The sequence below is a fragment of the Halarchaeum nitratireducens genome (assembly GCF_017874695.1).
In the GTDB taxonomy this organism is placed as follows: Archaea; Halobacteriota; Halobacteria; order Halobacteriales; family Halobacteriaceae; genus Halarchaeum; species Halarchaeum nitratireducens.
Window position 1 is genome coordinate 77,203 of the sequence record NZ_JAGIKY010000011.1, and the last position, 24,730, is coordinate 101,932.

Annotated in this window: 20 protein-coding genes; 14 read left to right on the forward strand and 6 right to left on the reverse strand. The window is 69.0% G+C overall.

Annotation, left to right across the window (positions count from 1 at the left end; all coding sequences use genetic code 11):
* Positions 1-33 precede the first annotated feature (33 nt).
* From polC to J2754_RS11385, 3 genes are all read right to left on the reverse strand, one after another.
* The gene (gene polC / locus J2754_RS11375; protein ID WP_211087498.1) at positions 34-5,082 is read right to left on the reverse strand and encodes a DNA polymerase II large subunit; all 5,049 of its coding nucleotides are present in this window, start codon (positions 5,080-5,082) and stop codon (positions 34-36) included.
* Between the two features lie 182 nt (positions 5,083-5,264).
* Entirely contained in the window at positions 5,265-5,687 is a 423-nt protein-coding gene (locus tag J2754_RS11380) for a PPC domain-containing DNA-binding protein (protein WP_211087499.1), read from the reverse strand.
* Between the two features lie 38 nt (positions 5,688-5,725).
* A complete protein-coding gene (locus tag J2754_RS11385; RefSeq protein WP_188876296.1) occupies positions 5,726-5,899 on the reverse strand; it encodes a DUF7556 family protein in 174 nt (57 codons plus the stop codon).
* Between the two features lie 429 nt (positions 5,900-6,328).
* Between J2754_RS11385 and J2754_RS11390 the strand changes: the two genes are divergently transcribed.
* From J2754_RS11390 to J2754_RS11405, 4 genes are all read left to right on the forward strand, one after another.
* Positions 6,329-7,177 (forward strand): CBS domain-containing protein, encoded by an 849-nt coding sequence (locus tag J2754_RS11390; RefSeq protein WP_188876295.1) that lies wholly within the window; start codon positions 6,329-6,331, stop codon positions 7,175-7,177.
* Entirely contained in the window at positions 7,174-8,913 is a 1,740-nt protein-coding gene (glyS, locus tag J2754_RS11395; protein ID WP_188876294.1) for a glycine--tRNA ligase, read from the forward strand. Before J2754_RS11390 ends, glyS begins: the two co-directional genes overlap by 4 nt.
* Positions 8,914-9,474 (forward strand): dolichol kinase, encoded by a 561-nt coding sequence (locus tag J2754_RS11400; RefSeq protein WP_211087500.1) that lies wholly within the window; start codon positions 8,914-8,916, stop codon positions 9,472-9,474.
* A 250-nt stretch (positions 9,475-9,724) separates the two neighbouring features.
* Complete coding sequence (locus J2754_RS11405) at positions 9,725-11,941, forward strand: ATP-dependent DNA helicase (protein WP_211087501.1); 2,217 nt, start codon at positions 9,725-9,727, stop codon at positions 11,939-11,941.
* Positions 11,942-11,985: 44 nt separating this feature from the next.
* Here J2754_RS11405 and J2754_RS11410 read toward each other — a convergent pair whose 3' ends face one another.
* Together J2754_RS11410 and J2754_RS11415 are read right to left on the reverse strand one after the other, a co-directional pair.
* Positions 11,986-12,882: an NAD(P)-dependent oxidoreductase gene (locus J2754_RS11410; protein WP_211087502.1), complete on the reverse strand. Its 897-nt coding sequence runs from the start codon at positions 12,880-12,882 to the stop codon at positions 11,986-11,988.
* Between the two features lie 1,029 nt (positions 12,883-13,911).
* A complete protein-coding gene (locus J2754_RS11415) occupies positions 13,912-14,424 on the reverse strand; it encodes a 2'-5' RNA ligase family protein (protein ID WP_188876290.1) in 513 nt (170 codons plus the stop codon).
* 311 nt (positions 14,425-14,735) lie between these two features.
* Here J2754_RS11415 and J2754_RS11420 point away from each other — a divergent pair, with 311 nt between their 5' ends.
* From J2754_RS11420 to J2754_RS11460, 9 genes are all read left to right on the forward strand, one after another.
* Entirely contained in the window at positions 14,736-15,947 is a 1,212-nt protein-coding gene (locus J2754_RS11420) for an argininosuccinate synthase (RefSeq protein WP_211087503.1), read from the forward strand.
* Between the two features lie 2 nt (positions 15,948-15,949).
* Complete coding sequence (gene argH, locus J2754_RS11425; RefSeq protein ID WP_211087504.1) at positions 15,950-17,416, forward strand: argininosuccinate lyase; 1,467 nt, start codon at positions 15,950-15,952, stop codon at positions 17,414-17,416.
* A 236-nt stretch (positions 17,417-17,652) separates the two neighbouring features.
* A complete protein-coding gene (gene lysW / locus J2754_RS11430) occupies positions 17,653-17,817 on the forward strand; it encodes a lysine biosynthesis protein LysW (RefSeq protein ID WP_188873004.1) in 165 nt (54 codons plus the stop codon).
* Positions 17,818-17,850: 33 nt separating this feature from the next.
* Entirely contained in the window at positions 17,851-18,723 is an 873-nt protein-coding gene (gene lysX / locus J2754_RS11435) for a lysine biosynthesis protein LysX (RefSeq protein WP_188876901.1), read from the forward strand.
* A complete protein-coding gene (gene argC / locus J2754_RS11440) occupies positions 18,720-19,754 on the forward strand; it encodes an N-acetyl-gamma-glutamyl-phosphate reductase (RefSeq protein WP_211087505.1) in 1,035 nt (344 codons plus the stop codon). Before lysX ends, argC begins: the two co-directional genes overlap by 4 nt.
* Positions 19,755-20,891, forward strand: a complete 1,137-nt coding sequence (locus J2754_RS11445; RefSeq protein ID WP_211087506.1) for an aspartate aminotransferase family protein — start codon at positions 19,755-19,757, stop codon at positions 20,889-20,891.
* Positions 20,888-21,940, forward strand: coding sequence for a [LysW]-lysine hydrolase (locus J2754_RS11450; RefSeq protein WP_188876285.1), 1,053 nt, complete (start codon positions 20,888-20,890; stop codon positions 21,938-21,940). Before J2754_RS11445 ends, J2754_RS11450 begins: the two co-directional genes overlap by 4 nt.
* Positions 21,937-22,824 carry an ornithine carbamoyltransferase gene (gene argF / locus J2754_RS11455; protein WP_211087507.1) on the forward strand — a complete coding sequence of 296 codons (888 nt, stop codon included), beginning with the start codon at positions 21,937-21,939 and terminating at the stop codon, positions 22,822-22,824. Before J2754_RS11450 ends, argF begins: the two co-directional genes overlap by 4 nt.
* 79 nt (positions 22,825-22,903) lie before the next feature.
* Positions 22,904-23,170, forward strand: a complete 267-nt coding sequence (locus J2754_RS11460) for a helix-turn-helix domain-containing protein (RefSeq protein ID WP_211087508.1) — start codon at positions 22,904-22,906, stop codon at positions 23,168-23,170.
* Here the strand turns inward: J2754_RS11460 and J2754_RS11465 are convergent.
* Positions 23,125-23,319: a hypothetical protein gene (locus J2754_RS11465; RefSeq protein ID WP_211087509.1), complete on the reverse strand. Its 195-nt coding sequence runs from the start codon at positions 23,317-23,319 to the stop codon at positions 23,125-23,127. The two genes, J2754_RS11460 and J2754_RS11465, sit on opposite strands and share 46 nt — an antisense overlap.
* Before the next feature lie 85 nt (positions 23,320-23,404).
* On the opposite strand from J2754_RS11465, the gene thrC reads away from it, so the two are divergent.
* On the forward strand, positions 23,405-24,652 hold the full coding sequence (gene thrC, locus J2754_RS11470) for a threonine synthase (RefSeq protein ID WP_211087510.1): 1,248 nt from the start codon (positions 23,405-23,407) through the stop codon (positions 24,650-24,652).
* The last annotated feature ends 78 nt before the right edge of the window (positions 24,653-24,730 follow it).

Here is a 24,730-nt window from a genome sequence, read left to right on the forward strand (position 1 = left end):
GCGCAGAGCGCGACCCCTCGCGGCAAAAACGTCCTACATGAAGTCCGCGATGCCGGACTGTTTGTTGTGGTCGTCCTCGAAGACGGATTCGAGCGAGGCCTCCAAGACCTCCAAGCGCTGTTTCGTGTACTCGCGGCAGTCGTACTCCTCCGCGACCTGAAGTGCGGTGTCCATATACTTGTTCACGGAGCCCTCGTGGACGGTGAGGTTGACGCGCCCGCCGCACTCCCGGCAGTCACCGGAGAGGGGCATTCGCCGGTACTTCTCTCCGCAGTCGAGACAGCGGGTCTCCTGGCGGCTGAACGCCCGGAGGTTGCCGATGAGGTCGGGGAGGAAGTGGCCCTCGATGACGCGCTCTGCGACGTCCGTCTCGTCGACGGCGCGGAGCTTTCGCGCCAGCTCGAGCTGGGCGTCCATCTTCTCCATCATCGAGCCGAGGGTCTTGTAGGCCGATAAGTCGGGACCGAGGGCGATGTCGGTCGTGTCGTGAGTGTGTCGGAAGCCCGTGTACTCCTCGTCGGTGCCGAGCGACTCCTCCGCAATGGTGATGTCGACGTCCTCGGGATCGGCCATCTCCCGGGTCGCCTCGTAGAACTCCAGGGGGTAGTGCTCGACGACGTCCATATTGTGCGCCTCGTCGTCGATCTCGCTCGGGTCGATCCGCGAGGACATCACGAGGGGCGCGTCCATCTGCCCGCCGCGCTTGTCCGGGAGATAGGACTTCGAGAAGTTCAGCAGGCCGTCCATCAGGAGCATGACGCAGTCCTCGTCGCCGTCACATTGGCGGTTTGATAAATCGTTAGCGACGAGCGAATGCGTGTCTTCGACCGTGAGACAGTAGGTGTGGTCGGTGTCGGACTCACAGTACTCGACAGACGCGACTTCCTCAACGAGGTACTCTCCGTCCCCTCCATCAAAGACACGGGAGCCACGCGACTCGATACTCGACACTTGGTTGGCGAGTCGAGCGGCCTTGCGAGGGAGGTGGAAGCCGACGCGTTCGTCGAACCGAACGGCGTCGTCCGAGGTGACGTGGAGGACGTAGCTCGTCGCTGCAGTTGACTCGTCGATCGCATCGTAATAATCCGGGAACTGTTCAGCCAGCGGACGTGGATCGGTAGTCTCGACTCGCCCGGAGATGCCGAGGCGCGTGAGTAGCGCAAGCACGTCTTCTTTGAGTTCCCGGCTCACCGTCGTCGCCGAAACTGCTAATCGATCCGTTTCGACTGTCCCGTCGCCACTAAAGTACCCAGACAGATACGCGCTGACGATGTCGTTGGAACCGTCGAAGATACACTGTGGTACGCGTTTCGTATCAGCGTACGACCCGCCACCGACCACGTCGCTGAAGAACGCTCTAAGCAGGCGACCGGACGCCGTAACCTTCGCGTGGTTCTCGTAGTAGGGATCCGCACCGAACTCCTCGCGGAGCACCTCGACGAAGAAGTCGCGGGCGTCGTCCTCGATGCCGCAGATCGTCGTCTGATGTATGGTCCCTTTCGGCGTCGCCTGTTCGCGGACGAACCCTTCGGCGGCGTAGTACCCGAGGAGCGTGGCGACACGTTCGTTCAACTCGACGTAGCGGTCGAGTTCGGTCGTATCACGTTTCATCCCGAGCGTCACGTCGCCCGGGACGTGCTCGATTGCGGCCTCGGCGGAGCCGAACACTGCCACGAGGAGAGAGAACGGAACGCTCTCGCGGTAGACGTAGTTGCTCAGTGCTTTCTTGGTGAGGCCGAGATACTCGGCGGTGCTCTTGAGGGGGTAGAACCGTCCGTCCCAGTCGGCCGCGAGCGCGTCCTCGAACAGGTCGTAGAGAGCGTCGCGTTCGATCCCTTTGACGGTGAGTCTGTCGTTCTCGACGGCATCGCTCCGTGCGAACTCGGCGAGGAGGTCGAACGTCCGCGGTTCGTCTCCAACGTTGAGCGCGTCGAGGTGTGCGGGCTTGACGACGTAGTCGCTCTCGCTCAGTTGTGCGGCTTCTTTCGACGCGATTTCGCCGTCCTCGAAGACGTGGACCTCGTGGTCGGGCGTGACCGTGATCTCCCGGCCGCTCCGCGTCTCGATGCGCACCATGTGGTCGGGCGCGCGGTGTTTCGACACCGCAGTGACGGACTTGCGGACGACGGTTCCCTCGTCGTTCACCGAGGGGACGTGGACGTCGCCGTCGAGCCCTTGGACGAGCGTGCCGAAGTCGTCCGTCTCCGGGTTCTCCAGGCGCTCCTCGACGAGCGTCTCGATGGCCTCGTAGTGCGTCTCGCCGGACTCGTCCTCGAACCAAACCTTGGTGTCGGGGTGGAAGCAGTTCCGGCGCTTGGCGGCGTGGAAGTACGGGTGCGCGTACCCCACCGCCGCGGACGTGAAGCCGACGACGCGGCCGACGACCGCGGCCGACGTGTGGGGGGCCATACCGAAGACGAGTTCCCCCACGAGATCGTCGCGCTCCTCGACCTCGTAGAAGGGGTCCATCCCGTAATACTCGCTGAGGAGGTCGTCGACGAAGTCCGCGGTCTTGAGCATGTGCTCGGCGGCGCCGTCGGGGAGGACGATGTCCTGCACGCGAAGCTCGACGAGCTGGTCGTCGTGCGTGAGCGGGCGGCCTTCGATGTCGGTGTCGTAGCCGAGGTCGCGGAACTGTTCGACGGAAACGTCGAGTTCGGCGGGGCGCACCGAGGTGACGGGGAGGTCCGTCATGTCGTATCGCACGGTGCCGTCCTTGAACGTCGTGACACCGTGTTTCGCGCGGAGGACGCCCTTCTCGATGGGTTCCGGGATCTTCTCCGTCGAGGTGAGCCCCTTGACGCCCTTGAGGATATCGTAGGCGTTCTCGCGCTCGCCGACGGCCTGGAGGGCCTCGCGGTAGGCGCTCCGGACGTCGACGGTCTGACGCTCGACGTTGTCGAGTTCGCGCTCGCACCGCGGGCACTCGACGCGCCCGGACTCGTCGGGGCGGGCGACGACGCCGCAGTCCGCACACTCGTAGTGTGGGTCGGTCCACGCGCCACACGCCCCGCAGCGGGATTTGTAGGTGCGTTCGCCGCAGTCGGGGCAGACGCGCTCGCCGAGCTGGACGTCGACGAGGCCCTGCTCGGCGCGCATGTCGGGCGTGTAGTCGGCGGCCTCGCGGAAGGAGCGCTGCGGGCCGCCGGCCTCGCCGATGGGGAAGAGCGTGTGGACGGCGGGCGAGAGGTCGCGGGACTCGGACTTCTCCGGGCGGCCCATTCGGTTACCGATGCGCGTCGGAGCGCGCTCCTGGACGGCGAAGGGCGCGACGGCCTCGACGGCCTTCATCGCGTTCGGCCACTCGCGTACCGCCGCTCCGAAGTCGTCGCTCGTCCAGTCGCGTTCGAGGTCGTCGTCGAACCCGAGCGTGCGGGCGAGCGGGCGCCAGTCGTCGACGGCGAGCGTCGCCTCGCCCTGTGCGTGCTCGACGAGGAGGCGTTCGAGCGCGCAGCGCGCGCCGTCGGTGCGCGGGATCTGGAGGGTGTCGTCCTGCACGGCCGCGCCGTCGATGGCCTCCGCGAGCGCGCACAGGTCGTCGAGGTCGAGGTCGTGCCACGTGTAGGTGTACTTCGGGTGGAGCGGAGCGTCGTACTCGCTCGCCCACGAGAGGGCCTGCTCGGCGTCCGGATCCGCGAGGTCGACGTACGGCGAATCGCGCAGGGCCTGCACGTCCGCGCCGGCCGCCGCGAACGCCTGCTCCCACCACTCGACCGTCCATCCCGCGGGCGCGAGCGGGTGGTTGTTCTCCACGAACTCCCCGTAGTTGACGAGGTATTCGCCCAAGTCGAGGATCTCGACGACGCCGTTCTGGACCTCTAAGGCCTCCGCGGGGTCGTCGATCCGGCGGACGTCGCCGTTCGCCAGTTTGACCGTCGGCCCCTCGATGGAGTCGACCGGGACGACGCCGCCCGCCTTCCCCGGACGCTCCGTCTTGATCTGCGTGCCGGTCGCGAGGAAGTCGTCGACGACGTGCATCGTCGCAGGGTGAACGCCCGCCGTCGCGAAGCCGTGATTGCGCGCGCGGCCGTAACGCAGGCGGAAGCCGCCCACCTCCGAGGGGTGGCCGAACACCGGTCGACCCGCGATGAGGTCGCGGAGGTATTTCCCCGCGGAGTCGACTCGCGGCGGCCCGTCGGGATCGGACGCGTCGTCGTCGTCGTCGGTCTCGGTTCCCTCGGCCGCGTCCGCGTCGGCCGCGTCGCCGTCGGCGTCGTCACCCGTCGCGTCGCCGTGATCGTCGTAGTACGTCCCGTCGATGAGATCCTGAAGCCACGGCCACTCCACCTCGTCGAGCTGTCGCGTGTAGCGCTGGATCTTCGGCGCCTTGAGCGCGATCCCCTCCGCGAGCACGAGACACATCCCGCCGCGCGCGGAGTTCGTGTCGACTCGCTCCAGATCGCGGAAGCCCGAGACCTCCTCGTCGCCCGTGGCCTCCCCGTCGAGCATGATCGGCATGTGCTCGGCGATGAACTTCGTCTCCTCGTCCTTCGGCGAGTACTGGAGACCGGTCTCGTCGTCGTAGAGCGAGACCTCCTCGGCGTAGCGTTCGACCTCGTCGTCGCGCGCGGCGTACTGCTCGATCCCCAATAGGGAGCGCGCGTAGTCCGCGACGAGCACGGAGAGGGCCTGTGCGGTCCCGCCGGCCGAGCGGATCGGGCCCGCGTAGTAGACATTCACAAACTCCGTCCCGTCGCCGTTCTGCAGCAGTTCGACGCGATCGATGCCCTCGATCGGGGCCGCGACGACGCCTTCGGTGAGGAGGGCGACGGCGGTCCGGACCGCGCCCTCGATCTTCCCCGCGCGGGTGTCGTAGTCGCCGACCGTCCCCTCGACGAAGTCCTCGACGAGCGCGAGCGCCGCCTCCTCGCGGCCCATCTCGCCCTCCAGTTCGCGGACGCGTTCCGCGACGCCCTCGATCCCGAGGATGTTCTCGACGCGGTCCGCCATGTCGCGCGCGACCGGGATCTCGACCGCCGGAACAGGGTCCTCGCCGCGGGTCTTCGCCGCTTCCGCGACGTCGAAGGCCTCGTCCAACTGCGATTCGAGCCCCTCGAAGTAGGCGTCGTCTACCGGGCGCATCAGTTCACGACATGTACAGCGCTGACGCTCTTGAGGGTTGTGCTCGCCCCGCCGCCGCGACGCGTCGGCTACTCGCGGATCGCGACGCTCGACGCTCGTCCGTTCGGTTTCGAGGGCCGTCGGCCCTCGCTACTCACGGGTCGCTTCGCTCCCCGTTCGTCGTTCGCGGCGCAAAGCGCGCGCTACTCCCACAGCGCTCGGCCGCCCGCCGGGTCGACGTCGCGCGTCAGGTAGTCGTCGAAGGTCCGACAGTAGAGCTCCCCGTCGAACACCGTCGCGCGTTCGAGCGCGCCCGCGATCGACTGCCCCGAGGGCCGCGAGAGGACGACGTGCGCGGCGATGGCGGGGTCGTCATCGTCGTCGAGCGCGATCGTCCCCGTGCACGACGCGACTTCGAGCGGTTCGTCGTAGCTGACGGTCTCGTACGCGAAGGCGTCCTGGTCGTAGTAGGCGAGCTCGGCGTCCTCGACGGCGCCCGTGGCGTGGAACCAGCCGGCCTCGACGTCGGCGGCCGCGGCGAAGGATTCGATCTCGTCGATCCACTCCGTGCCGTAGTCGAGGCGGACGGCGAACTCGCGATCGCCCGTGACTTCCCGTGCGTCCATGTGTGGGGGTCGCGGCGGGGCGAGAAAAAGGGGCGTGGTTAGCACATCTCGTGAAGCGGCGCCGCCTCCGCAGTGGGGGTGGCGAGCCAAGCCCCGTCGCGTTCGACGTCGGCGATGACGTACCGCTCCACGCCGCCGTCCTCGTCGACGGCGGCCATGACCTCACCGGCGCTGCCGTCAGCGCTCGGCACGACGGTCGTATCGGATGCCATGTCATCTGATACGAGGAGACAGCACCCACTTAAGCCCATCGATGATTCCCCGTGACTGTCGCACCTTTTGGCCAAAAAGGTAGACGCATGAAGTTATTGCACCCCGGTAATATCTGAATATTCTGTAATATACATCCGAACAGGACGAACGTGTATCGAACATACGACAATACCGAATGAACGACCATTTAGAATATTGGCAGCGGGGATCACCTCATTCGCCTCACCGAAGAGGCGGGAGAGATAGAGGGGACATCGAACCGCTGTCGTCCCGTCACCGCACCGTCCCGTCACCGCACCGTCACTGCACCGCTACCGCACTACCCCTGGCTCACCACTTGTCTCTCCCCTCGCTCGCCTTCACCAGGGAGGCGAGGCAGGGAGAGACGGTGCGTAGCCTACAAATGGACCGCCGTTCTAGTCGGCGCCATGAAAGTCGCCGACGTGATGACGCCGCGGGCGGACGTCGTAACCGTCTCGCTCCCGGGGACCCGCGACGACGTGCTGGAGTACCTTCAGGAGCGCCACTTCTCGGCCGTCCCCGTCGTGAAAGGGGAGGGCGACGAGGAGGTCTATCGAGGGCTGATCTCCCGTGCGGACCTGATCGAGGATCCCGACGAGGACCAGCTCGCACTCCTGCTACGTGAGGTTCCCACCACCAGCGGCGACACGTCCGTCGTCGAAGTCGGGCGCCTGATGGCCACCGAGGGCGCCCGCCGCGTCCCCGTCGTGGACGGCGAGCGACTCACCGGCATCGTCACCATCACCGACGTCGTGCGGGCCATCGCGGACGGCGACGTCGCGGGCGAGGCGACCTGCGGCGACCTCGCGCGCCGCGACGTGAACACGACCTACGCCGGCACGCCGCTCCCCGTCGCGGAGCGCGAGATCGCGTACGCCGACGTCCCGTACGCCATCGTGCTCGACGACGAGGCGGACATGGCGGGCGTCCTCACCGAACCGGACGTCATCGACGTCGCGCGCGTCGTCGAGGGCGAGGACGACGTCGGCGCGAGCGTCGCCGGCGACGACGACGAGTGGAAGTGGGAGTCGCTCAAGGCCACCGGGAATCGCTACTTCCCGACGCGGAACGTCGAGATCCCGGGCGAGCCCGTCAGCGAGTTCATGACCGCGGACCCCGTGACGGTGACGAAGCGTCGGACGGCCCGGGAGGCCGCCCAGCGGCTCCTCGAACACGACATCGAACAGCTCCCGCTCGTTGAGGGCGACGCGCTCACCGGCATCGTCCGGGACGTCGATCTCGTCGCCTCGCTATGACGGACCTCGTCGAACTCGCCAAGCGCCGCGGGTTCTTCTTCCAGTCGAGCGAAGCCTACGGCGGCGTCTCCGGGTTCTACACCTACGGTCCGCAGGGCGCGTCGCTGAAAGCGCACGTCGAGGAGACGTGGCGCCAGCGCTTCGCCCTCGCGGAGGGGCACATGCAGATCGACGCTCCCACCGTTATGCCCGAGCCCGTCTTCGAGGCCTCCGGGCACCTAGACGGGTTCGACGACATGCTCGTCGAGTGCGCGGAGTGCGGCGAGAGCCATCGCGCCGACCACCTCATCGAGGGCGCCACGGACATCGAGGAGGCCGAGAGCCTCCCGACCGACGAGGTCGCGGCGCTCCTCGACGCCCACGACATCGTCTGTCCGTCCTGCGGCGCGGCGCTCGCCGGCCAGCCCGTCGAGGAGTTCAACCTCATGTTCGAGACGAACATTGGGCCGGGCACGAGCCAGACGGGCTACCTCCGGCCCGAGACCGCACAGGGGATCTTCGTCGAGTTCCCGCGGCTCAAGGAGTACGCCCGCGGGCAGCTCCCCTTCGGCGTCACGCAGATCGGGAAGTCGTACCGGAACGAGATCAGCCCCCGGAACGCCCTCGTCCGCACGCGCGAGTTCACGCAGGCCGAACTCGAACTCTTCGTCGATCCCGACGGGGACGCCCCGGACGTCTCCGCGGTCGCGGACGTCGACGTGACGCTCTATCCCGCGGCGAACCAGCCCGACGGGGACTACGTCGAGACGACCGTCGGCGACGCCGTGGCGGAGGGGATCGTCGACCCGTGGGTCGCGTACTACCTGGGCGTCGCCACGGAGTGGTACGAGACGATCGGCGTCGACTTCGATCGCTTCCGCTACCGGCAACACCAGCCGGGCGAGCGCGCTCACTACGCCTCCGATTGCTGGGACGCCGAGGCGGACGTCTCGGCGCCGGGCGAGGCCCCCGAGTGGATCGAGATCGCGGGCTACGCCTACCGGGGTGACTACGACCTCTCGAAGCACGCCGAGCACGGTACGGAGACCTTCACCGTGTTCAAGCAGTACGACGAGCCGAAGACGGTCGAGCGCGCGAGCGTCGACCCCGACATGTCGTACCTCGGGCCGGAGTTCGGCGGGGCGGCCGCCGACGTCGCGGACGCCCTCGCGGCGCTCGCCGAGCGCGACCGGACCGCCTTCGAGGGCGAGGAGGTCGCGGTGGACGTCGACGGCGAGACGTACACCGTCCCGACCGAGAAGACCGGCTTCGAGTTCGCCGAGGAGACGGAGGCGGGGCGACACGTCACGCCGCACGTCGTCGAGCCCTCCATCGGCATCGACCGCACCGTCTACACCGTGCTCGCGCACGCCTACGACGAGGACGAGGTCGACGAGGGCGAGCGAACCGTCCTCCGCCTCGATCCCGCCGTCGCGCCGACCGGCGTGGCCGTCTTCCCGCTGATGGATAAGGACGGGATGGGCGAGCGGGCCCGCGAGATCGCCGCTGACCTCCGCGCGGACGGCTACGACGTCACCTACGACGACTCGGGGAACATCGGGCGACGCTACCGCCGCCAGGACGAGGTCGGGACGCCGTTCTGCGTCACGGTCGACTACGAGAGCGTCACCGAGGTGCCGGAGACGGTGACGCTGCGCGAGCGCGACAGCACCGAGCAGGTCCGCGTCCCGACCGCCGACCTCGGCGCCGTCCTCGCCGACCTCCGGGCGGGCGAGACGACCTTCGACGACCTGTAGATGCCCGAGCTCGGGCGGCGCGCCGTCCACGCGTCCGGGGCGGTCGTCCCGCTCGCGTGGCTCTTCGGCCTCGTCGCGTGGCGGTGGGTCGAGTGGATCCTCGTCTGCGGGCTCGCGCTCGGCGCCGTCCTCGAATACCTGCGGCTCTCGGGGCGCGCGGAGTGGGCGGTGTACGACCGACTCACACGCGAGTACGAGCAGGAGCATCTCGCCGGCTACTTCCTCTACGTCGTGGGAATGGCCGTCACCGGCCTCGGCTTCCCGCCGCACGTCGCGGCGCCCGCGATGTTGCTGCTCGCGCTCGCCGATCCGTTCAGCGGGATGCTCCACGCGGGCGGCCTCGATCGCAAGCCGCTCGGGGTGATGGCCGCGACGTTCGCGCTCTGCGTCGTCCTCGGCGTGACGTCGGGCGTGGCGCTCCTGCCCGCCGCCCTCGGCGCGCTCGGCGCGACGCTCGCTGACGGGCTGTCACCGACGGTCCGGGGACACGTGATCGACGACAACCTCACCATCCCGATCGTGGCCGCGAGCGCGATGTGGATCGGCGTGCAGCTCGCGTGAGCGGCCGAGAACGGTCCAAGGGTAGATTCGACGGGTTCGAAGGTCGAAGGATGACCCGATCGAGCGGGCGATCGCGCCCGTCGTCGCGCCCGTGATCGTCGCCGCGGTCCCCCACGCCGCGGACGGCGAACGCCTCGTGGAGCCGGTGACCGAGGTCGGGAACTGAGGCGGCGGGGGGAGTCGGGGCGTCGACGGCGCGCGACCGTATCCGACCGCGGGACTTTATAGCGTGACGCACCCAGAGACTGCCGTGGCAGCCAGCGACCGGGACGCGGACGCGGATGCGGAGTACCTCCGGTTCTTCCCGAAGCCGTCGCCGTACGAGAACCAGCGGGAGGCGATGGACCGCATCCGGGACGCGCTCGACGAGGAACGCGACGTGCTCTTCGAGGGAGCCTGCGGCACGGGCAAGACGCTCGCGTCGCTCGCGCCCGCGCTCGATCACGCCCGCGAGGAGGACAAGACCGTCGTCATCACGACGAACGTCCACCAGCAGATGCGACAGTTCGTCCGCGACGCCCGCGAGATCCACGCCGGCGAGCCGATCCGCGCCGTCGTCTTCCGCGGCAAGGGGTCGATGTGTCACATCGACGTCGACTATCAGGAGTGTCAGGTGCTCCGCGACAACACCTACGAGCTCGCGGAGACGGAACGCGACAGGCGCCAGCTCGAACGCCAACAGGAGGAGCTCCTCGACGCGGCGCGGGAGGGCGACGACGACGCCGCTGAGGCCCGGAGCGCCATCGTGGACGAGCTCGAAGCGCTCGACGACGAGCTCGACGATCTCCGCGAGCAGAACGTCTGCGAGCGCTACTACGAGAACCTCACGGCGGAGAGCGACGAGTTCGTCTCGTGGCTCTACGACGACGTCCGGACGCCGGACGACGTCTACGACTACGCGGAGGAGAACGGCCTCTGCGGCTACGAGCTCCTGAAGGACGCGATGGAGGGCGTCGACCTCGCGGTGTGCAACTACCACCACCTCCTCGATCCGGGCATCCGCGCGCAGTTCTTCCGGTGGCTCGATCGGGATCCCGAGGACGTCGTCGTCGTCTTCGACGAGGCGCACAACGTCGAGGACGCGGCGCGAGACCACGCCTCGAAGGCGCTCACGGAGAACACGCTCGGAGAGGCGCTGAACGAACTCGCGGGCGAGACGGAGACGGACGCCCGGGCCGAGTACGCGGAGAACGTCCTCCGGGCGTTCCGCGACGCGCTCGTCGAGACGTACGAGGGCGGGGTCGGCCCGCACGGCGACGGACCGCGCTCGTTCGACGCGATCGGCGAGAACTGGGCGGACGTCCCGGTGGCGAACGACGAGAAGCGCGACGACCTGACGCTCGCGTTCCTGCAGGCGTACGAGGGGCGGGGAATCGGGAAGGACCTCGACGCCGCGATCTCGCTCGGCGAGGACTTAGAGGAGGCCTACGAGGACGCGTATCGGAACGGCGAGGCGACGACGCGCGAGGAGTGTCAGACGCTGCGGGCCGCCGAGTTCGTGGACGCCTACCTCACCGACGGCGACGCGCTCGGACAGTACCCGACGGCCGCGGTCCGCCGGGACGCGGGGACGAACGAGGTGTACGGCCGCGCGGAGCTCTACACCTGCATCCCGCGGGACGTCACGGCGGAGCTCTTCGACGCCGTGCACGCGAGCGTCCTGATGTCCGCGACGCTGCGGCCCTTCGACGTCACGGGGGAGATCCTCGGCCTCGACGATCCGGTGACGATGGCCTACGGGTTGGAGTTCCCCGAGGAGCGCCGCCGGACGTTCGCGGTCGACACCGAGCCGCTGTTCTCCTCGAACCGCGACGATCCCGACGTGCAGGACGCGGTCGCGGGCGTGCTCGCGGACGCCGCCGAGTTCACCGCCGGCAACTCGCTCTTCTTCTTCCCGAGCTACGGCGAGGCCGAGCGCTACCACGCGCTCGTCGAGCGGGCGGTGGCCGGCACGTGCTATCTCGATCGGGCGGGCGAACCGGCGGAGGAGTTGCGCGAGCGCTTCGTCGCGGACGACGACGCGGTGCTCTGCACGTCGCTCTGGGGGACGCTCGCCGAGGGCGTGAGCTTCGACGGCGACGACGCGCGGACAGTCGCGGTCGTCGGCGTCCCCTATCCGCGCCTCGACGCGCGCGCCGAGGCCGTGCAGGACGCCTACGACGAGGCGTTCGCGAAGCCGGACGCCGGGTGGCGCTACGGCGTCGAGATCCCGACGGTCCGCAAGACCAGACAGGCGCTCGGGCGTGTCATCCGCTCGCCGGACGACTACGGCGTCCGGATGCTCGTCGACAGACGTTACACGAGCGCGTCGCGGACGGGGATGCGCAAGTACAGCGTGAACAGCGCGTTCCCCGCCGAGGAGCGCGCGGAGATGGTCGACATCGACCCCGAGAAGCTGAAGTTCGCGGTGCTGAACTTCTACGGCGACATGGACGCGTGGGGAGATGACGGGCCGCCGGCGCCCTGAGCGCGTCGCTCGCGTGTTCGATCGCTCCCGCGGACCGACCCGACCTACTCCTCGACCCGCGCCTCGTCGCCCGCCAGCATCTCGATCACTTGCATGACGCCGGAGTTGTCGTCGCGGCCCATCCCGTTCGCGCACATGCTCTTGTAGAGCTCGTGGGCGAGTTCGGTGAGCGGCATCGGCGCGGCGTAGGTCTCGCCGGCGTCGGTGGCGATGCGGAGGTCCTTGTACTGGTAGTCGGCGAAGAAGCCGGGGTCGAAGTCGCCGCGGATCATGTCGGGCGCGCGGTTGTCGAGCGTCCAACAGCCGGCCGCGCCACCGGAGATCGCGTCGACGACGGCGTCGAGGTTCGCGCCGGCTTTCTGCGCGAAGACGAGCGCCTCGCTGACGCCGACCATCTGGGCGGCGACGACGATCTGGTTGCAGGCCTTGGTGGTCTGGCCGGCCCCGCTGGGGCCACAGTGCGTGACCGTCTCGCCCGTCGCCTCGAAGAACTCCGTGCAGGCCGCGAAGACGGCGGGGTCACCGCCGACCATGATGGAGAGCGTGGCGTCGATGGCGCCCTCCTCGCCGCCGCTGATCGGCGCGTCGAGCATGTCGACGCCGGCGTCGGCGAGGTCGGCGGCGAGCTCCTCGGTGGCGACGGGGTTGATCGTGGAGTGATCGACGTAGACGTCGCCCTCGCTGAACCCCGCCATCAGGCCGTCCTCGCCGCGCACGACGGTCTCGACGGCCGGCGTGTCGGGCAGGCAGGTGAAGACGACCTCGGCGCGTTCGGCGACGTCGCGGGGGGTGTCGGCGACGGTGCCGCCGCGCTCGCGGAGCGTCGCTTCGGGGTCGTCCGAGCGGTTGTGGCCGACGACGTCGTAGCCGGCGTCAAGGAGGTTGGTCGCCATCGGGAGACCCATGATGCCGAGGCCGACGAAACCGAGCGTGCGTGCCATACGATCTCATTTAAGCCCCTATGTCAAAGTAGGGTGGGATGAGATAGGCGCGGGTCCAGCGGGCAAGAAGTTCGTGTCATTAAAACGAAGATAGAACGCAAGGTGTGCTAGCTTAAGTGTCTTAATTGTTTTGGAGACACATACAGCCAGAAGGTTTATCATATGACATATCGTAAATGTAGGTACCGATAAAGCCGTGAGCGGGCGATGACCTCGCATAGGTGTGAAAAGCACCTCGTCTGGTAATGTAGACGCTCCTGAATAAAGCTGATACAACACCAGGCTGGCGGGTGGGAGGCCAATCACGGTACGGTTCTTAAATGGTGAGATCTTTCTCTAGTTGCGCGAGCGAGAAGGAGCTAGATTCAGTAATACTGTCTTGAGATAACTGGGCCAACCAGTCAGTACCGCATTTAATGTCTTCGGCAATTCCCCCGGCAAGACAGTCGGCAGTTTGCACGCCAGGACTCTGTCGTGACCCAGCGATTTTCGGATCAATTTCAGAAACAAAATGCCGTACATGTTCAGCAATTGCTTCAGATTGGCGTCGTGAGCTGACTCGGTCAAAAGTAAATGAAGGGTTCTGGTCAGTAGAGATACTCATCTCAAATAGAATCTCACCATACGCGTATCCTTCTAGCGCCAAATCCCAGGCAGGAGGAAGATTCACACCCTAATAGAGAAGGTGATAATTTTCCATTGTATGAAGCCGGTCTAAATCAAATACGGTATATCCAAATTGGAGTTCCTGATCACTTAGACAGTCGAAAAAGCGGCGTTTCTGTACACGAGTGAGATCATGCCATTTTGCTTCTGGGATATCTTCGATTTTCCGAACCGCGCGCTTCGCACATCGGCTGCAGTCAATCGGGTCGCCACCGATAACCGCGACAACGCAAACATCGCAGTCACCTTCGATTAGACTTCGCAAAGTCCCCGAAACATCCCCGAAATAGTCCATCTACAGACACCTATCGTTCGCAGCGTAAAAATTTTCAGATTAACAAGAATCGGCGAGAGGAGTCCTCGCTAAGCCGGCAAGCGCACGGCCTCGATCCGCTCGCCGTGGCGGGCGTCGTAGAACTCGAGTTCTTCGACCGTCCACGTGACCGGCGCGAAGTCGTGTCCGCGGACTCGCTCGACGGCGCGGGCGTCCCCGTCGCGGGCGAGCGTGACGTGTGGGACGTAGTCGTCGCCCTCGATACCGTCGACGCCGCCGAGGTCGGCGACGAGCTGGCGGTGGACGCGTTCGAGGCCGGGGCTCTCGACGGCGAGGTAGACGAGCGGGCCGGGGCCGCGAGCGGGGGTCTCGAAGACGCCGACGTCGGCGATGCGGGCCTCGAAGGCGGGCGCGCCGCGGAGGGCGGCCTTCGCCTCGCGGGCGGCGCGGAGGTACTCGCGGCGGTCGGCGGCGTCGAGGCGCTTGACGACGAGCGTCGCGTCCCGCGACGCACGGACGCGTTCGAAGCCGGTGAGGAGCGGGCGGACGTCGCGGAACAGCTCGCGGACCGCGGGCGGGAGGGGAACGCCGACGCTGTACACGCCGTCGCGTTCGGGACGGGCGCGTATCGGCCTTTCCGTCGACGCGCGACGCGCGTGCCGTGTGATGGCATACTAAACAAGTGTTGCAGAGTCGAAAGCGCTTAATACCGACACCGGGCAATGGTCGATCAACCATGTCGCGGCTCACCGCTCCCGCCGACGTTCTCACCCGGAGCGGCGCGGCCGACCGACGGCGACGACGACCGGGGTCCCTTTAGACCCCACCATATCTACTTCCACGGCCTTCAAGGTTCGACCCGCGAACCCCGGCGTATCGTCCACGACTACACGCTCACAACATCACACTACACATGTCCGACACCGAAACCGTCGCGCTCGCCTTCTCGGGCGGGCTCGACACGACCGTCTGCGTCCCGCTGCTGAAAGAGGAGTACGGCTACGACGACGTCATCGGCGTCACCGTCGACGTCGGTCAGCCCGAAGAGGAGTTCGAGGAGGCCTACGAGACCGCCGAAGCGCTCGGCCTCGAACATTACGTCGTCGACGCGACCGAGGAGTTCGCCGAGGTCTGCATGGACGCGGTCGGCGCGAACGCCGACTACGAGGGCTACCCCCTCGGCACCGCGCTCGCCCGCCCCGTGATCGCCAACGCCATCCTCGACGTCGCCGAGGAGCACGACTGCACGGGGCTCGCGCACGGCTGTACGGGGAAGGGGAACGACCAGCTGCGCTTCGAGGCCGTCTGGCGCGGCACCGACATGGAGGTCATCGCGCCCGTCCGCGAGATGGGCCTCACCCGCGAGTGGGAGATCGAGTACGCCGACGAGAAGGACCTGCCCGTCGAGGCGGGCGACGGGGGCACGTGGTCGATCGACACGAACCTCTGGAGTCGCTCCATCGAGGGCGGGGAGCTGGAGGATCCGGGGTACGTTCCGCCGGAGGAGATCTACGAGTGGACGAGCCAGCCGAGCGACGAGACCGAGCTCGTGGAGATCGAGTTCGAGGCCGGCGTCCCGGTCGCCGTCGACGGCGAGGCGATGGAGCCCGTGGCGCTCATCGAGCACCTGAACGAGCTCGCCGGCTCCTACGGCGTCGGCCGCTCCGACCTGATGGAGGACCGCATCCTCGGGCTCAAAGTCAGGGAAAACTACGAGCATCCGGCGGCGACGACGCTGCTCGCGGCCCACGAGGCCCTCGAAGGGCTCGTCCTGACGAAGGACGAGCGCGACTTCAAGCAGACCGTCGACGAGGAGTGGTCCCAGCAGGCCTACGAGGGCCTCCTCGACTCGCCGCTGATGGACTCGCTCGACGCCTTCCTCATGCAGTCGAACGCGAAGGTCACCGGAACGGTGACGATCAAGTTCGAGGGGGGACAGGCCCGCCCGGTCGCCCGCGAGAGCGAGTACGCGGTCTACTCGGAGCAGGCGGCCTCGTTCAACACGGAGACCGTCATGGGCATCGAGCAGGCGGACGCGACGGGCGTGGCGAAGTACCACGGCTTCCAGGCACGCCTCGCGCGCGACGCCGAGAAGCGGGCGAAGCCCGACCCGGAGGACGAGTAACGATGACGGACGGCGGGGACGAGAGCGGGGGGGCCGGCACGGCGGTGCGCCGCGAGCGCTTCGCGGGCGGGCCCGCCCGGGAGTTCCTCTCCTCGATGGCGTTCGACGACCGGTTGTTCGCCGCGGACCTCGCCGTCGACCGGGCGCACGTCGTGATGCTCGCCGAACAGGGGATCGTGGACGGCGACGACGCGAGCGCGATCCTCGGGGCGCTCGACGACGTGTCCGACGCGGGCTTCGAGGCGCTCCCGGACGGCGAGGACGTCCACGAGGCCATCGAGACCGCAGTGATCGACCGCGTCGGCCCGGAGGGCGGGCGGATGCATACGGCGCGCTCGCGCAACGACGAGGTGGCGACCTGTCTGCGCTACGAGTACCGGAAGACGCTGCTGGAGGCGGCCGAGACCACCATCGCGGCCCGCGAGGCGCTCTGCGAGGTCGCGGAGGCCGAGCGCGAGACCGTGATGCCGGGGTACACGCACCTCCAGCCGGCTCAGCCGACGACGGTCGCGCACTGGGCGCTCTCCTACGAGGCGGCGCTCGCGCGCGACACCGAGCGCCTGCTGGCCGCGTACGCGCGGACGAACCGGTCGCCGCTCGGTGCGGCGGCGTTCGCCGGCACGCCCTTCGACGTCGACCGGGAGCGCGTCGCCGAGCTGCTCGGCTTCGATGCGGTGCTCGGCAACTCGATGGACGCCGTCTCGGCGCGTGACTTCCTCGTCGAGGGCACCGCGGCGTTCGCGGGGCTGGCGACGACGCTCTCGGGGCTCGCGGAGGACCTCGTGGTGTTCTCGAACAAGGGCCTCGTCGAGCTCGACGACGACTACGCCTCCACGTCGTCGATCATGCCCCAGAAGAAGAACCCGGACACGCTCGAACTCGTCCGCTCGACGGCGGGCGACGCCTACGGTGGGCTGCAGGGGCTGTTGACGACGCTGAAGGGCCTTCCGCGGGCGTACAACCGGGACTTGCAGAACGCCTCGCCGCACGCGTGGCGCGTCGCGGACGCGGTGGCGGAGGCGACGGACGTCGCGGCGGGCGCGGTCGCGACGGCCGAGTGGCCCGCCGCGGCCCTCGAAGCCGCCGCCGGCGAGGGGTTCTCGACGGCGACGGGCGTCGCGGATCTGCTGGCGATGTGCGGCCTGCCGTTCCGGACGGCCCACGAGGTCGTCGCCGAGGCCGCTCAGCGCGGCGCGGACTACGACGCGCTCGATCGGGCCTGTGAGGACGTCCTCGGCGAGGGGATCGAGGCGTACGCCGACCGGGAGACGGTCGAGGCGACGCTCGACCCCGCGGCGAGCGTGGCGTCGCGCGACTCGGCGGGCGGTCCGGCCCCCGAGGCGGTCGCGGAGGCGCTGGCGGCGGCGCTCGACGGGTGTGTGACGGACACGGACCGCGTTGGCGCGCTCGCGGCCGACCTGGAGGCCGCGCGCGACGCGCTCGCGGCGGAGGTCGCGACGCATGCGTGAGCGACGCGGGCGACGCGTGCGACCGGGCCGACGGGAGGGGCCGACGCGACGGCGGGCGTCGGTCCCGATCGCATCACCGCCCCGACGGGGGCGACGAACTATACGATATCTGGGATATCGCGGTCCCGATTCGAGCTTTCGGCGCGTCTCGCGCCGGTAGAGTCCGGTACGCGCTACTGTAACTTTTCTGGTAAGTTCGCCAGCTATAAGGTAGTGCAGGCTGAAATCGGAGTCGTATGACCGAATGCATCCAGTGCGGTGCGGACCTCGACCTGCACGACGACCTCGAAGTCGGCGAAATCGTCGACTGTGGCACGTGTGGCGCGGAGCTCGAAGTGACCGACGACGACCCGGTGACGCTCGAGGAGGCGCCCGAGCTCGCCGAGGACTGGGGGGAATAAGGGAATGACGACGACGTACACGGGGTGGTTCGCGTGAAGGTCGGCCTCCTCTACTCGCGCATCCGGAAGGACGAGAAGCTCCTCCTCGGCGAGCTCCGCGAACGGGGGCACGACGTCGAGAAGGTCGACGTCCGAAAGCAACAGTTCGGCGTGGGGAACCCGCCGGAGGCGCTCGCCGCGTGTGACGTCGTCCTCGACCGGTGTCTGGCGACCTCGCGGAGCAAGTACGCGACGACGTTCTGCGAGTCCTACGGCGTGCCCGTGGTGAACGACGCGACGACGGCGGACGTCTGCGCCGACAAGGCGAAGACGAGCGTGAAGCTCGACGCGGCGGGGATCCCGACGCCCGCGACGACCGTCGCGTTCGACGTCGATGCCGCGATGGACGCCATCGAGTCCTATGGGTATCCCTGCGTGATCAAGCCCGTCGTGGGCTCGTGGGGTCGCCTCCTCGCCAAGATCGAGTCGGAGAGCGCCGCCGAGGCCATCCTGGAGCACAAGAAGACGCTCGGCCACTACGAGCACTCCGTCTTCTACGTCCAGGAGTTCGTGGAGAAGCCGGGCCGGGACCTGCGCGTGCTCACGCTCGACGGCGAGCCCGTCGCGGCGATGGCGCGCTCCTCCGAGCACTGGCTGACGAACGCCGCCAAGGGCGCGGAGGTGACGGAGTACGACATCCCCGAGGAGGTCGCCGAGCTCGCACGCGACGCGAGCGACGCGGTCGGCGGCGGGCTCCTCGGCGTCGACGTCATGGAGACCGGGGACGGCTACACGGTCCCCGAGGTGAACCACACGGTGGAGTTCAAGGCGCTGAACGACGCCGTCGAGACGGACGTTCCCGCGGCGGTCGTCGACTGGCTGGAGACGAAGGCCGACGCGGCGGCGAACGCGGAGGTGTCGGCATGACGAGCGCGAGCGTCGTCGGCGGCAGCGGCTTCACGGGCGGCGAGGTGCTGCGCCTGCTCGCCGGCCACCCCGAGTTCGAGATCGCCCAGACGACGAGCCGGGAGTACGCGAACAAGACCGTCGGCTCCGTCCACCCGAACCTCCGCGGCCTCGACCTGCGGTTCGTCGCACCGGACGGACTCGAGTCCGTGGACGTCCTCTTCGTCTGCACGCCCCACGGCGTGACGATGGAGCACATCGAGGCGTACCGCGACCTCGCGGGGACGGTCGTGGACCTCTCGGCGGACTTCCGGCTGCCGGACGCGGCGCTCTACGACACGTGGTACGACGGGCACGTCGCGCCCGAACACCTCGCGGACGCGGAGTACGCGCTCCCGGAGCTCAACCGCGAGAACCTCGAAGGCGCGGACCTCATCGCCTCCGGGGGCTGTAACGCCACGTCGACGATCCTCGGCCTGAAGCCGCTGGTCGACGCGGACATCCTCACGCCGGACGACCGGGTCGTCGTGGACGTCAAGGTCGGCTCCTCGGAGGGCGGCGCGGGCGGTGGCGCGGCGTCCAGCCACCCCGAGCGCTCGGGCGTGGTGCGCCCGTACGCGCCGACGAGCCACCGCCACGAGGCGGAGATCGAGGCCTACCTCGGCCTGCGGGTCTCGTTCACCGTCCACGCGGTCGACATGGTGCGCGGATCGGCGGCGACCTGCCACGTCTACCCCGAGACGATGCCCGAGACGAAGGACCTCTGGGGGGCGTATCGGGAGACGTACGACGGCGAGCCGTTCGTTCGCCTCGTGGCGGGCGGCGGCGGCGTCTATCGCTACCCCGAGCCGAAGGCGGTGGCGGGGTCGAACTACGCGGAGGTCGGCTTCGAGCGCGACGAGCGCAACGACCGCATCGTCGCGTTCAGCGCCATCGACAACATGATGAAGGGATCGGCCGGGCAGGCGATCCACGCGGCGAACGTCGCGCTCGGCTTCGAGGAACGCGCGGGGCTCGACTTCTCGGGCCTCCACCCAGTGGGGAGTCCGTAGATGTCGGGCGCGGAGTTCGTCTTCGGCTCGAAGCCGATCGACATCGCCTCCGGGGATGGCGTGACGCTCACGGACACGGACGGCGACGAGTACCTCGACTTCGGCGCGTCCTACGCCTGCGCGCCGCTCGGCCACTGTCACCCGGACGTGACGGACGCGGTCGCCGAGCAGGCCGCCGAGCTGACGTACGTGCAGGGGTCGTATCCCGTGGACGTGCGGACCGGGCTCTACGACCGGCTCGCGGCGCTCGCCCCCGGCGACTGCTCGAAGGTGTGGCTCTCGAACTCGGGGACGGAGGCGAACGAGGCGGCGCTGAAGTTCGCTCGCCACGCCACGGGCCGCTCGAAGATCGTCGCCGCGATGCAGGCCTTCCACGGGCGGACGATGGGCGCGCTCGCGTGCACGTGGAAGGACGAGTACAAGGAGGGGTTCGGCCCGCTCGCGGGCGACGTCGAGTTCGTCCCCTACGGTGACGAGGAGGCGATGAGCGAGGCCGTCGACGGGGAAACGGCGGCGGTCATCCTCGAACCGATCCAGGGCGAGGGCGGCGTCAACCCCGCACCCGAGGGCTACCTCGAACACGTCCGCGACGTCACGGCCGACGCGGGCGCGGCGATGATCGCCGACGAGATCCAGACCGGCGTCGGGCGCACCGGCGACCTCTGGGCGGTCGAGGGCGCGGGCGTCGCGCCCGATGTCGTCACGGCCGCGAAGGGGATCGCCAACGGCCTGCCGATGGGCGCGACGATGGTGCGACCGTGGATCGCGGAGAACGCCGGCAACCACGGCTCGACGTTCTCCGGCGGGCCCGTCCCGTGCGCGGCGGCGAGCGCCACGCTCGAAACGCTCGTCGCGGAGGACGTTCCCGGGAACGCCCGCGAGGTCGGCGAGTCGTTCCGCGCGGCGCTCGAGGACCTCGCCGCGGAGACGGACGCGATCCGTGACGTCCGCGGGCGCGGCCTCATGATCGGCCTCGAAGTGAAGACGGGCGCGAACCCCGTCATCGGGCAGTTGGCGATGAACCACGGCGTCCTCGCGCTCCCCGCGGGTCGGACGGTCGTACGCTTCCTCCCGCCGCTGACGGTGCGCGAGTCGCACACCGATCGGGTCGTCGAGGGCCTCCGCGACGTCCTATGAGCGCGACGCGCGAACGGGAGGCGCGCGATCTGCTCTACGACCTCGTGGCGACGCCGTCGGTCTCGGGCGAGGAGGACGCGGTCGCAGAGCGCCTCCTCGACTTCTTCGCGGCGCACGGCCGCGAGGCGTACCGCGACGACGTCGGCAACGTCCGCGCGCCGGGCGACGACGGCGTCCTCCTCACGAGCCACATGGACACCGTCCCCGGCGACATCGAGGTGCGCGAGGCGGACGGCGAGCTGTGGGGGCGCGGGGCCTGCGACGCGAAGGGACCGCTGGCGTCGATGGCGGTCGCGGCGGCGCGGACGGGCGCGAGCTACGTCGGCGTCGTCGGTGAGGAGACGACGTCGCTCGGCGCGCGCCACCTCGTGGAGACCCGCGACGCGCCCGACGCCGTCATCAACGGCGAGCCCTCGGGCTGGGACGCCGTGACGCTCGGCTACCGGGGGTTCGTGAAGGGCGCGTTCACGGCGGAGACGCCGTCCGCGCACACGTCGCGTCCGGGGCCGAACGCCCTGGAGTACGCGATGGACTGGTGGCACGACGTCGAGGAGGCCTTCGAGGCGGAGGGCGAATCGGCGGTGTTCGAGCAGGTGACGACGAAGCCCGTCGGGATGGACGGCGGCGTCACGGCCGACGGCCTCGCGTTCGAGTCGTCGGTCGACGCCCAGTTCCGCGTCCCGCCGTCGTGGACCATCGACGAGGTCGCGGAGACGGTCGAGGCGTGTCTCCCGACGTACGTCGGCGAGGAGGCGACAGTGGGCGTGGAGTGGACGGACTCCATCCCACCGGTGATGGCCTCACCGCGCAACGCGGTGGCGGCGGCGCTGCGCGCCGGCGTCCGCGCCGCGGGCGGCGAGACGACGCACCTCCGCAAGACCGGCACGAGCGACATGAACATCTACCACGGGGCGTGGGACTGCCCGATGGCGACCTACGGGCCGGGCGACTCGTCGCTCGACCACGCGCCGGACGAGCGCATCGACCTCGACGAGTACGACCGCGGCGTCGCCGTCCTGACGGCGGCCGCGGAGCGGCTGACAGCATGAACCTCATCGACATCGACGACTTCGACGTCCCGCAGTTGCATCGCGTCCTCGACACCGCCGCGGCGCTGAAGGCGGGCGAGGAGGAGCCACCCGCGCACCTCGACGGGGCGAGCCTCGGGATGCTCTTCGAGCGTCCGAGCACCCGCACGCGCGTCTCCTTCGAGGTGGGGATGACCGAGCTCGGCGGCCACGCGGTCTTCCTCGGGAAGGACGACATCCAGCTCGGTCGGGGCGAGCCGATCAAGGACACGGCGCGCGCGCTCTCGGGCTACGTCGACGGCGTGATGGCGCGCGTGAAGACCCACGAGGACATGCTCGAACTCGCCGAGTACGCGGACGTCCCCGTGATCAACGGCCTGTCGAGCGAGGCCCATCCCGCACAGACGGTCGCGGACCTCCTGACCATCCGCGAGCACTGCGGGTTCGAGGACACCACCGTCGCCTGGGTGGGCGACGGCAACAACGTCGGCGCGTCGTTCCTCGTCGGCGCGGCGATGGTCGGCCTCGACGTCGCCGCGGCGACGCCGGAGGGATACGAGTTCAACCCGGACGCCGTCGAGCGCGCCGAAGCGTACGACGGCGACGTGACGATCGGACACGACCCCGACGCGGCCGTCGCGGACGCGGACATCGTCTACACGGACGTCTGGGTGAGCATGGGCGAAGAGGAGCGGCGGGCGGAGAAGGTCGCGGACTTCGCTGGGTTCCAGTTGAACGAGGAGCTGCTGGCGAAGACCGACGACGCCGCCGTGATGCACTGTCTGCCCGCCCACCGCGGCGAGGAGATCACGGACGAGGTGATGGAGTCCGATCGGGAGCTCATCTGGGCGCAGGCGGAGAACCGCCTCCACGGGCAGAAGGGCGTCCTCGTCGAGCTCCTGTGACTGATCTGAGACTGGGATAGCGTTCGCTCCGTAGCGACGCGACGACGCCGACGCACCGCGTGTCGGCGGCCTCGGGCGGTTGGCAGAGCGCCAGCGCGTGGCGTTCGGGATCGCCTGCTACGGCGGCTACTTCGGGTGGTCGCGGAGCGGCACCGCGGAGGAAGTCGCCGAGGCCATGGGTATCACCGCACCGACGTTCGACCGACACCTCCGGGAGGCCGAGCGGGAGCTGTTCGCCGGATACGCCGAGCGACGCGGAACGACGGGGCGAGGGCCGCGGGAGGCGCGAACCGGCGTCGCTCACCACCCCGGTCTGCGCGACTCGGCACCGTCGGCGCGTCGGTAGAGGAGGCCGGCGACGACGAGGACCGTCGCGCAGACGGCGAGGAGTGCCGGACGGGCGAGGCCGTCGCGGAGGAGGAGCGTCGTCGCGCCGAGGGCGCCGAGGACGGCGCAGAGCGCGGCGGCGACGCGGACGCGGGTGGCTGTCTGCACGCCGTACGGTCGGTCGGGGGGCCACCTAAGCGTTCGGACGGCCCGTCTCCGTCCCCTATATGGTCGTTCGGGTGTGACATCCGGTATGGTCGATCTGGAACTCGGCGGCGAGACGCCGGCGGCGGAGACCGACGGGGTCTGGCTGGCGTGCGTGGCGTGTAGCGAGACGGTCGCACCCTACGACGACGTCGTCTACCGGTGTCCGGACTGCGGCGGTCTCCTTGAGGTGCGGTACGCGGAGTATCCGACGTTCGACGACTTCGAGGGGACCGGCGTCTGGCGCTACGCCGACGCGCTCCCGCTCCCGACGGGCGTCTCGATCCAGGAGGGGAACACGCCGTTGTACACGGTCCCGGAGATCGAGGCGGGCGTCGACGTCGCGGACGTCCGCGTGAAACACGAGGGGATGAACCCGACGGGCGCGTTCAAGGACCGCGGGATGACGGTCGGCGTGAAGGTCGCGGAGCGCCTCGGCGTCGATCGCCTGGCGTGCGCGTCGACGGGGAACACGTCGGCGGCGCTCGCGTGTTACGGCGCGCGCGCGGACACCGAGGTGCTCGTCCTCCTGCCCGCGGGGAAGGTCGCGGCTGGCAAGATCGCGCAGGCGGCGCTCCACGGGGCGCGGATCCTCGAAGTCGACGGCAACTTCGACGCGTGTCTGGACGTCGTCGCCGAGCTCGCCGACCGCGGCGAGGTCTACCTCCTCAACTCGATCAACCCCTTCCGGCTGGAGGGGCAGAAGACGATCGGCCTCGAGATCCTCGAACAGTCGCGCGAGGCGACGGGCGAGTGGCCGGATCGGATCGTCCTTCCTGTGGGTAATGCGGGCAACACCGCGGCGCTCTACAAGTGTTTCCGCGAGCTCGTCGCCGCCGGCGCGATGGACGAAGCGGAGATGCCGGCGCTCACGGGCGTCCAAGCCGAGGGCGCGGCGCCGATGGTGGAGGCGGTGCGCGAGGGGAACGACGAGGTGCGACGCTGGGACGACGTCGAGACGCGCGCGACCGCGATCCGGATCGGCAACCCCGTGAACGCGCCGAAGGCCCTGCCGGGGATCCGAGCGACGGGCGGCACGGCGGTCGCGGTCTCGGACGACGAGATCACGGACGCCCAGCGCTCGCTCGCGCGCGACGGCGTCGGCGTCGAGCCGGCCTCCGCGGCGTCCGTCGCGGGGTTACGGAAGCTCAGCGAACGGGGCGAGATCGGCGCGGACGAGCAGGTCGTCTGTCTCACGACCGGGCACCTGCTGAAGGACCCGGACGCGGCGGCCGCGGCCGGCGGCGACACGACGCCCGTCCCCGCGGACGCGGACGGCGTGCTGGACGCGCTGTGAGCTGATAGAGGCGGCGAGAACAGAGACGGCGAGAAGTGCGTGACGGAGTCGGGAGCGGCGATCGACCGCTCGATTGGA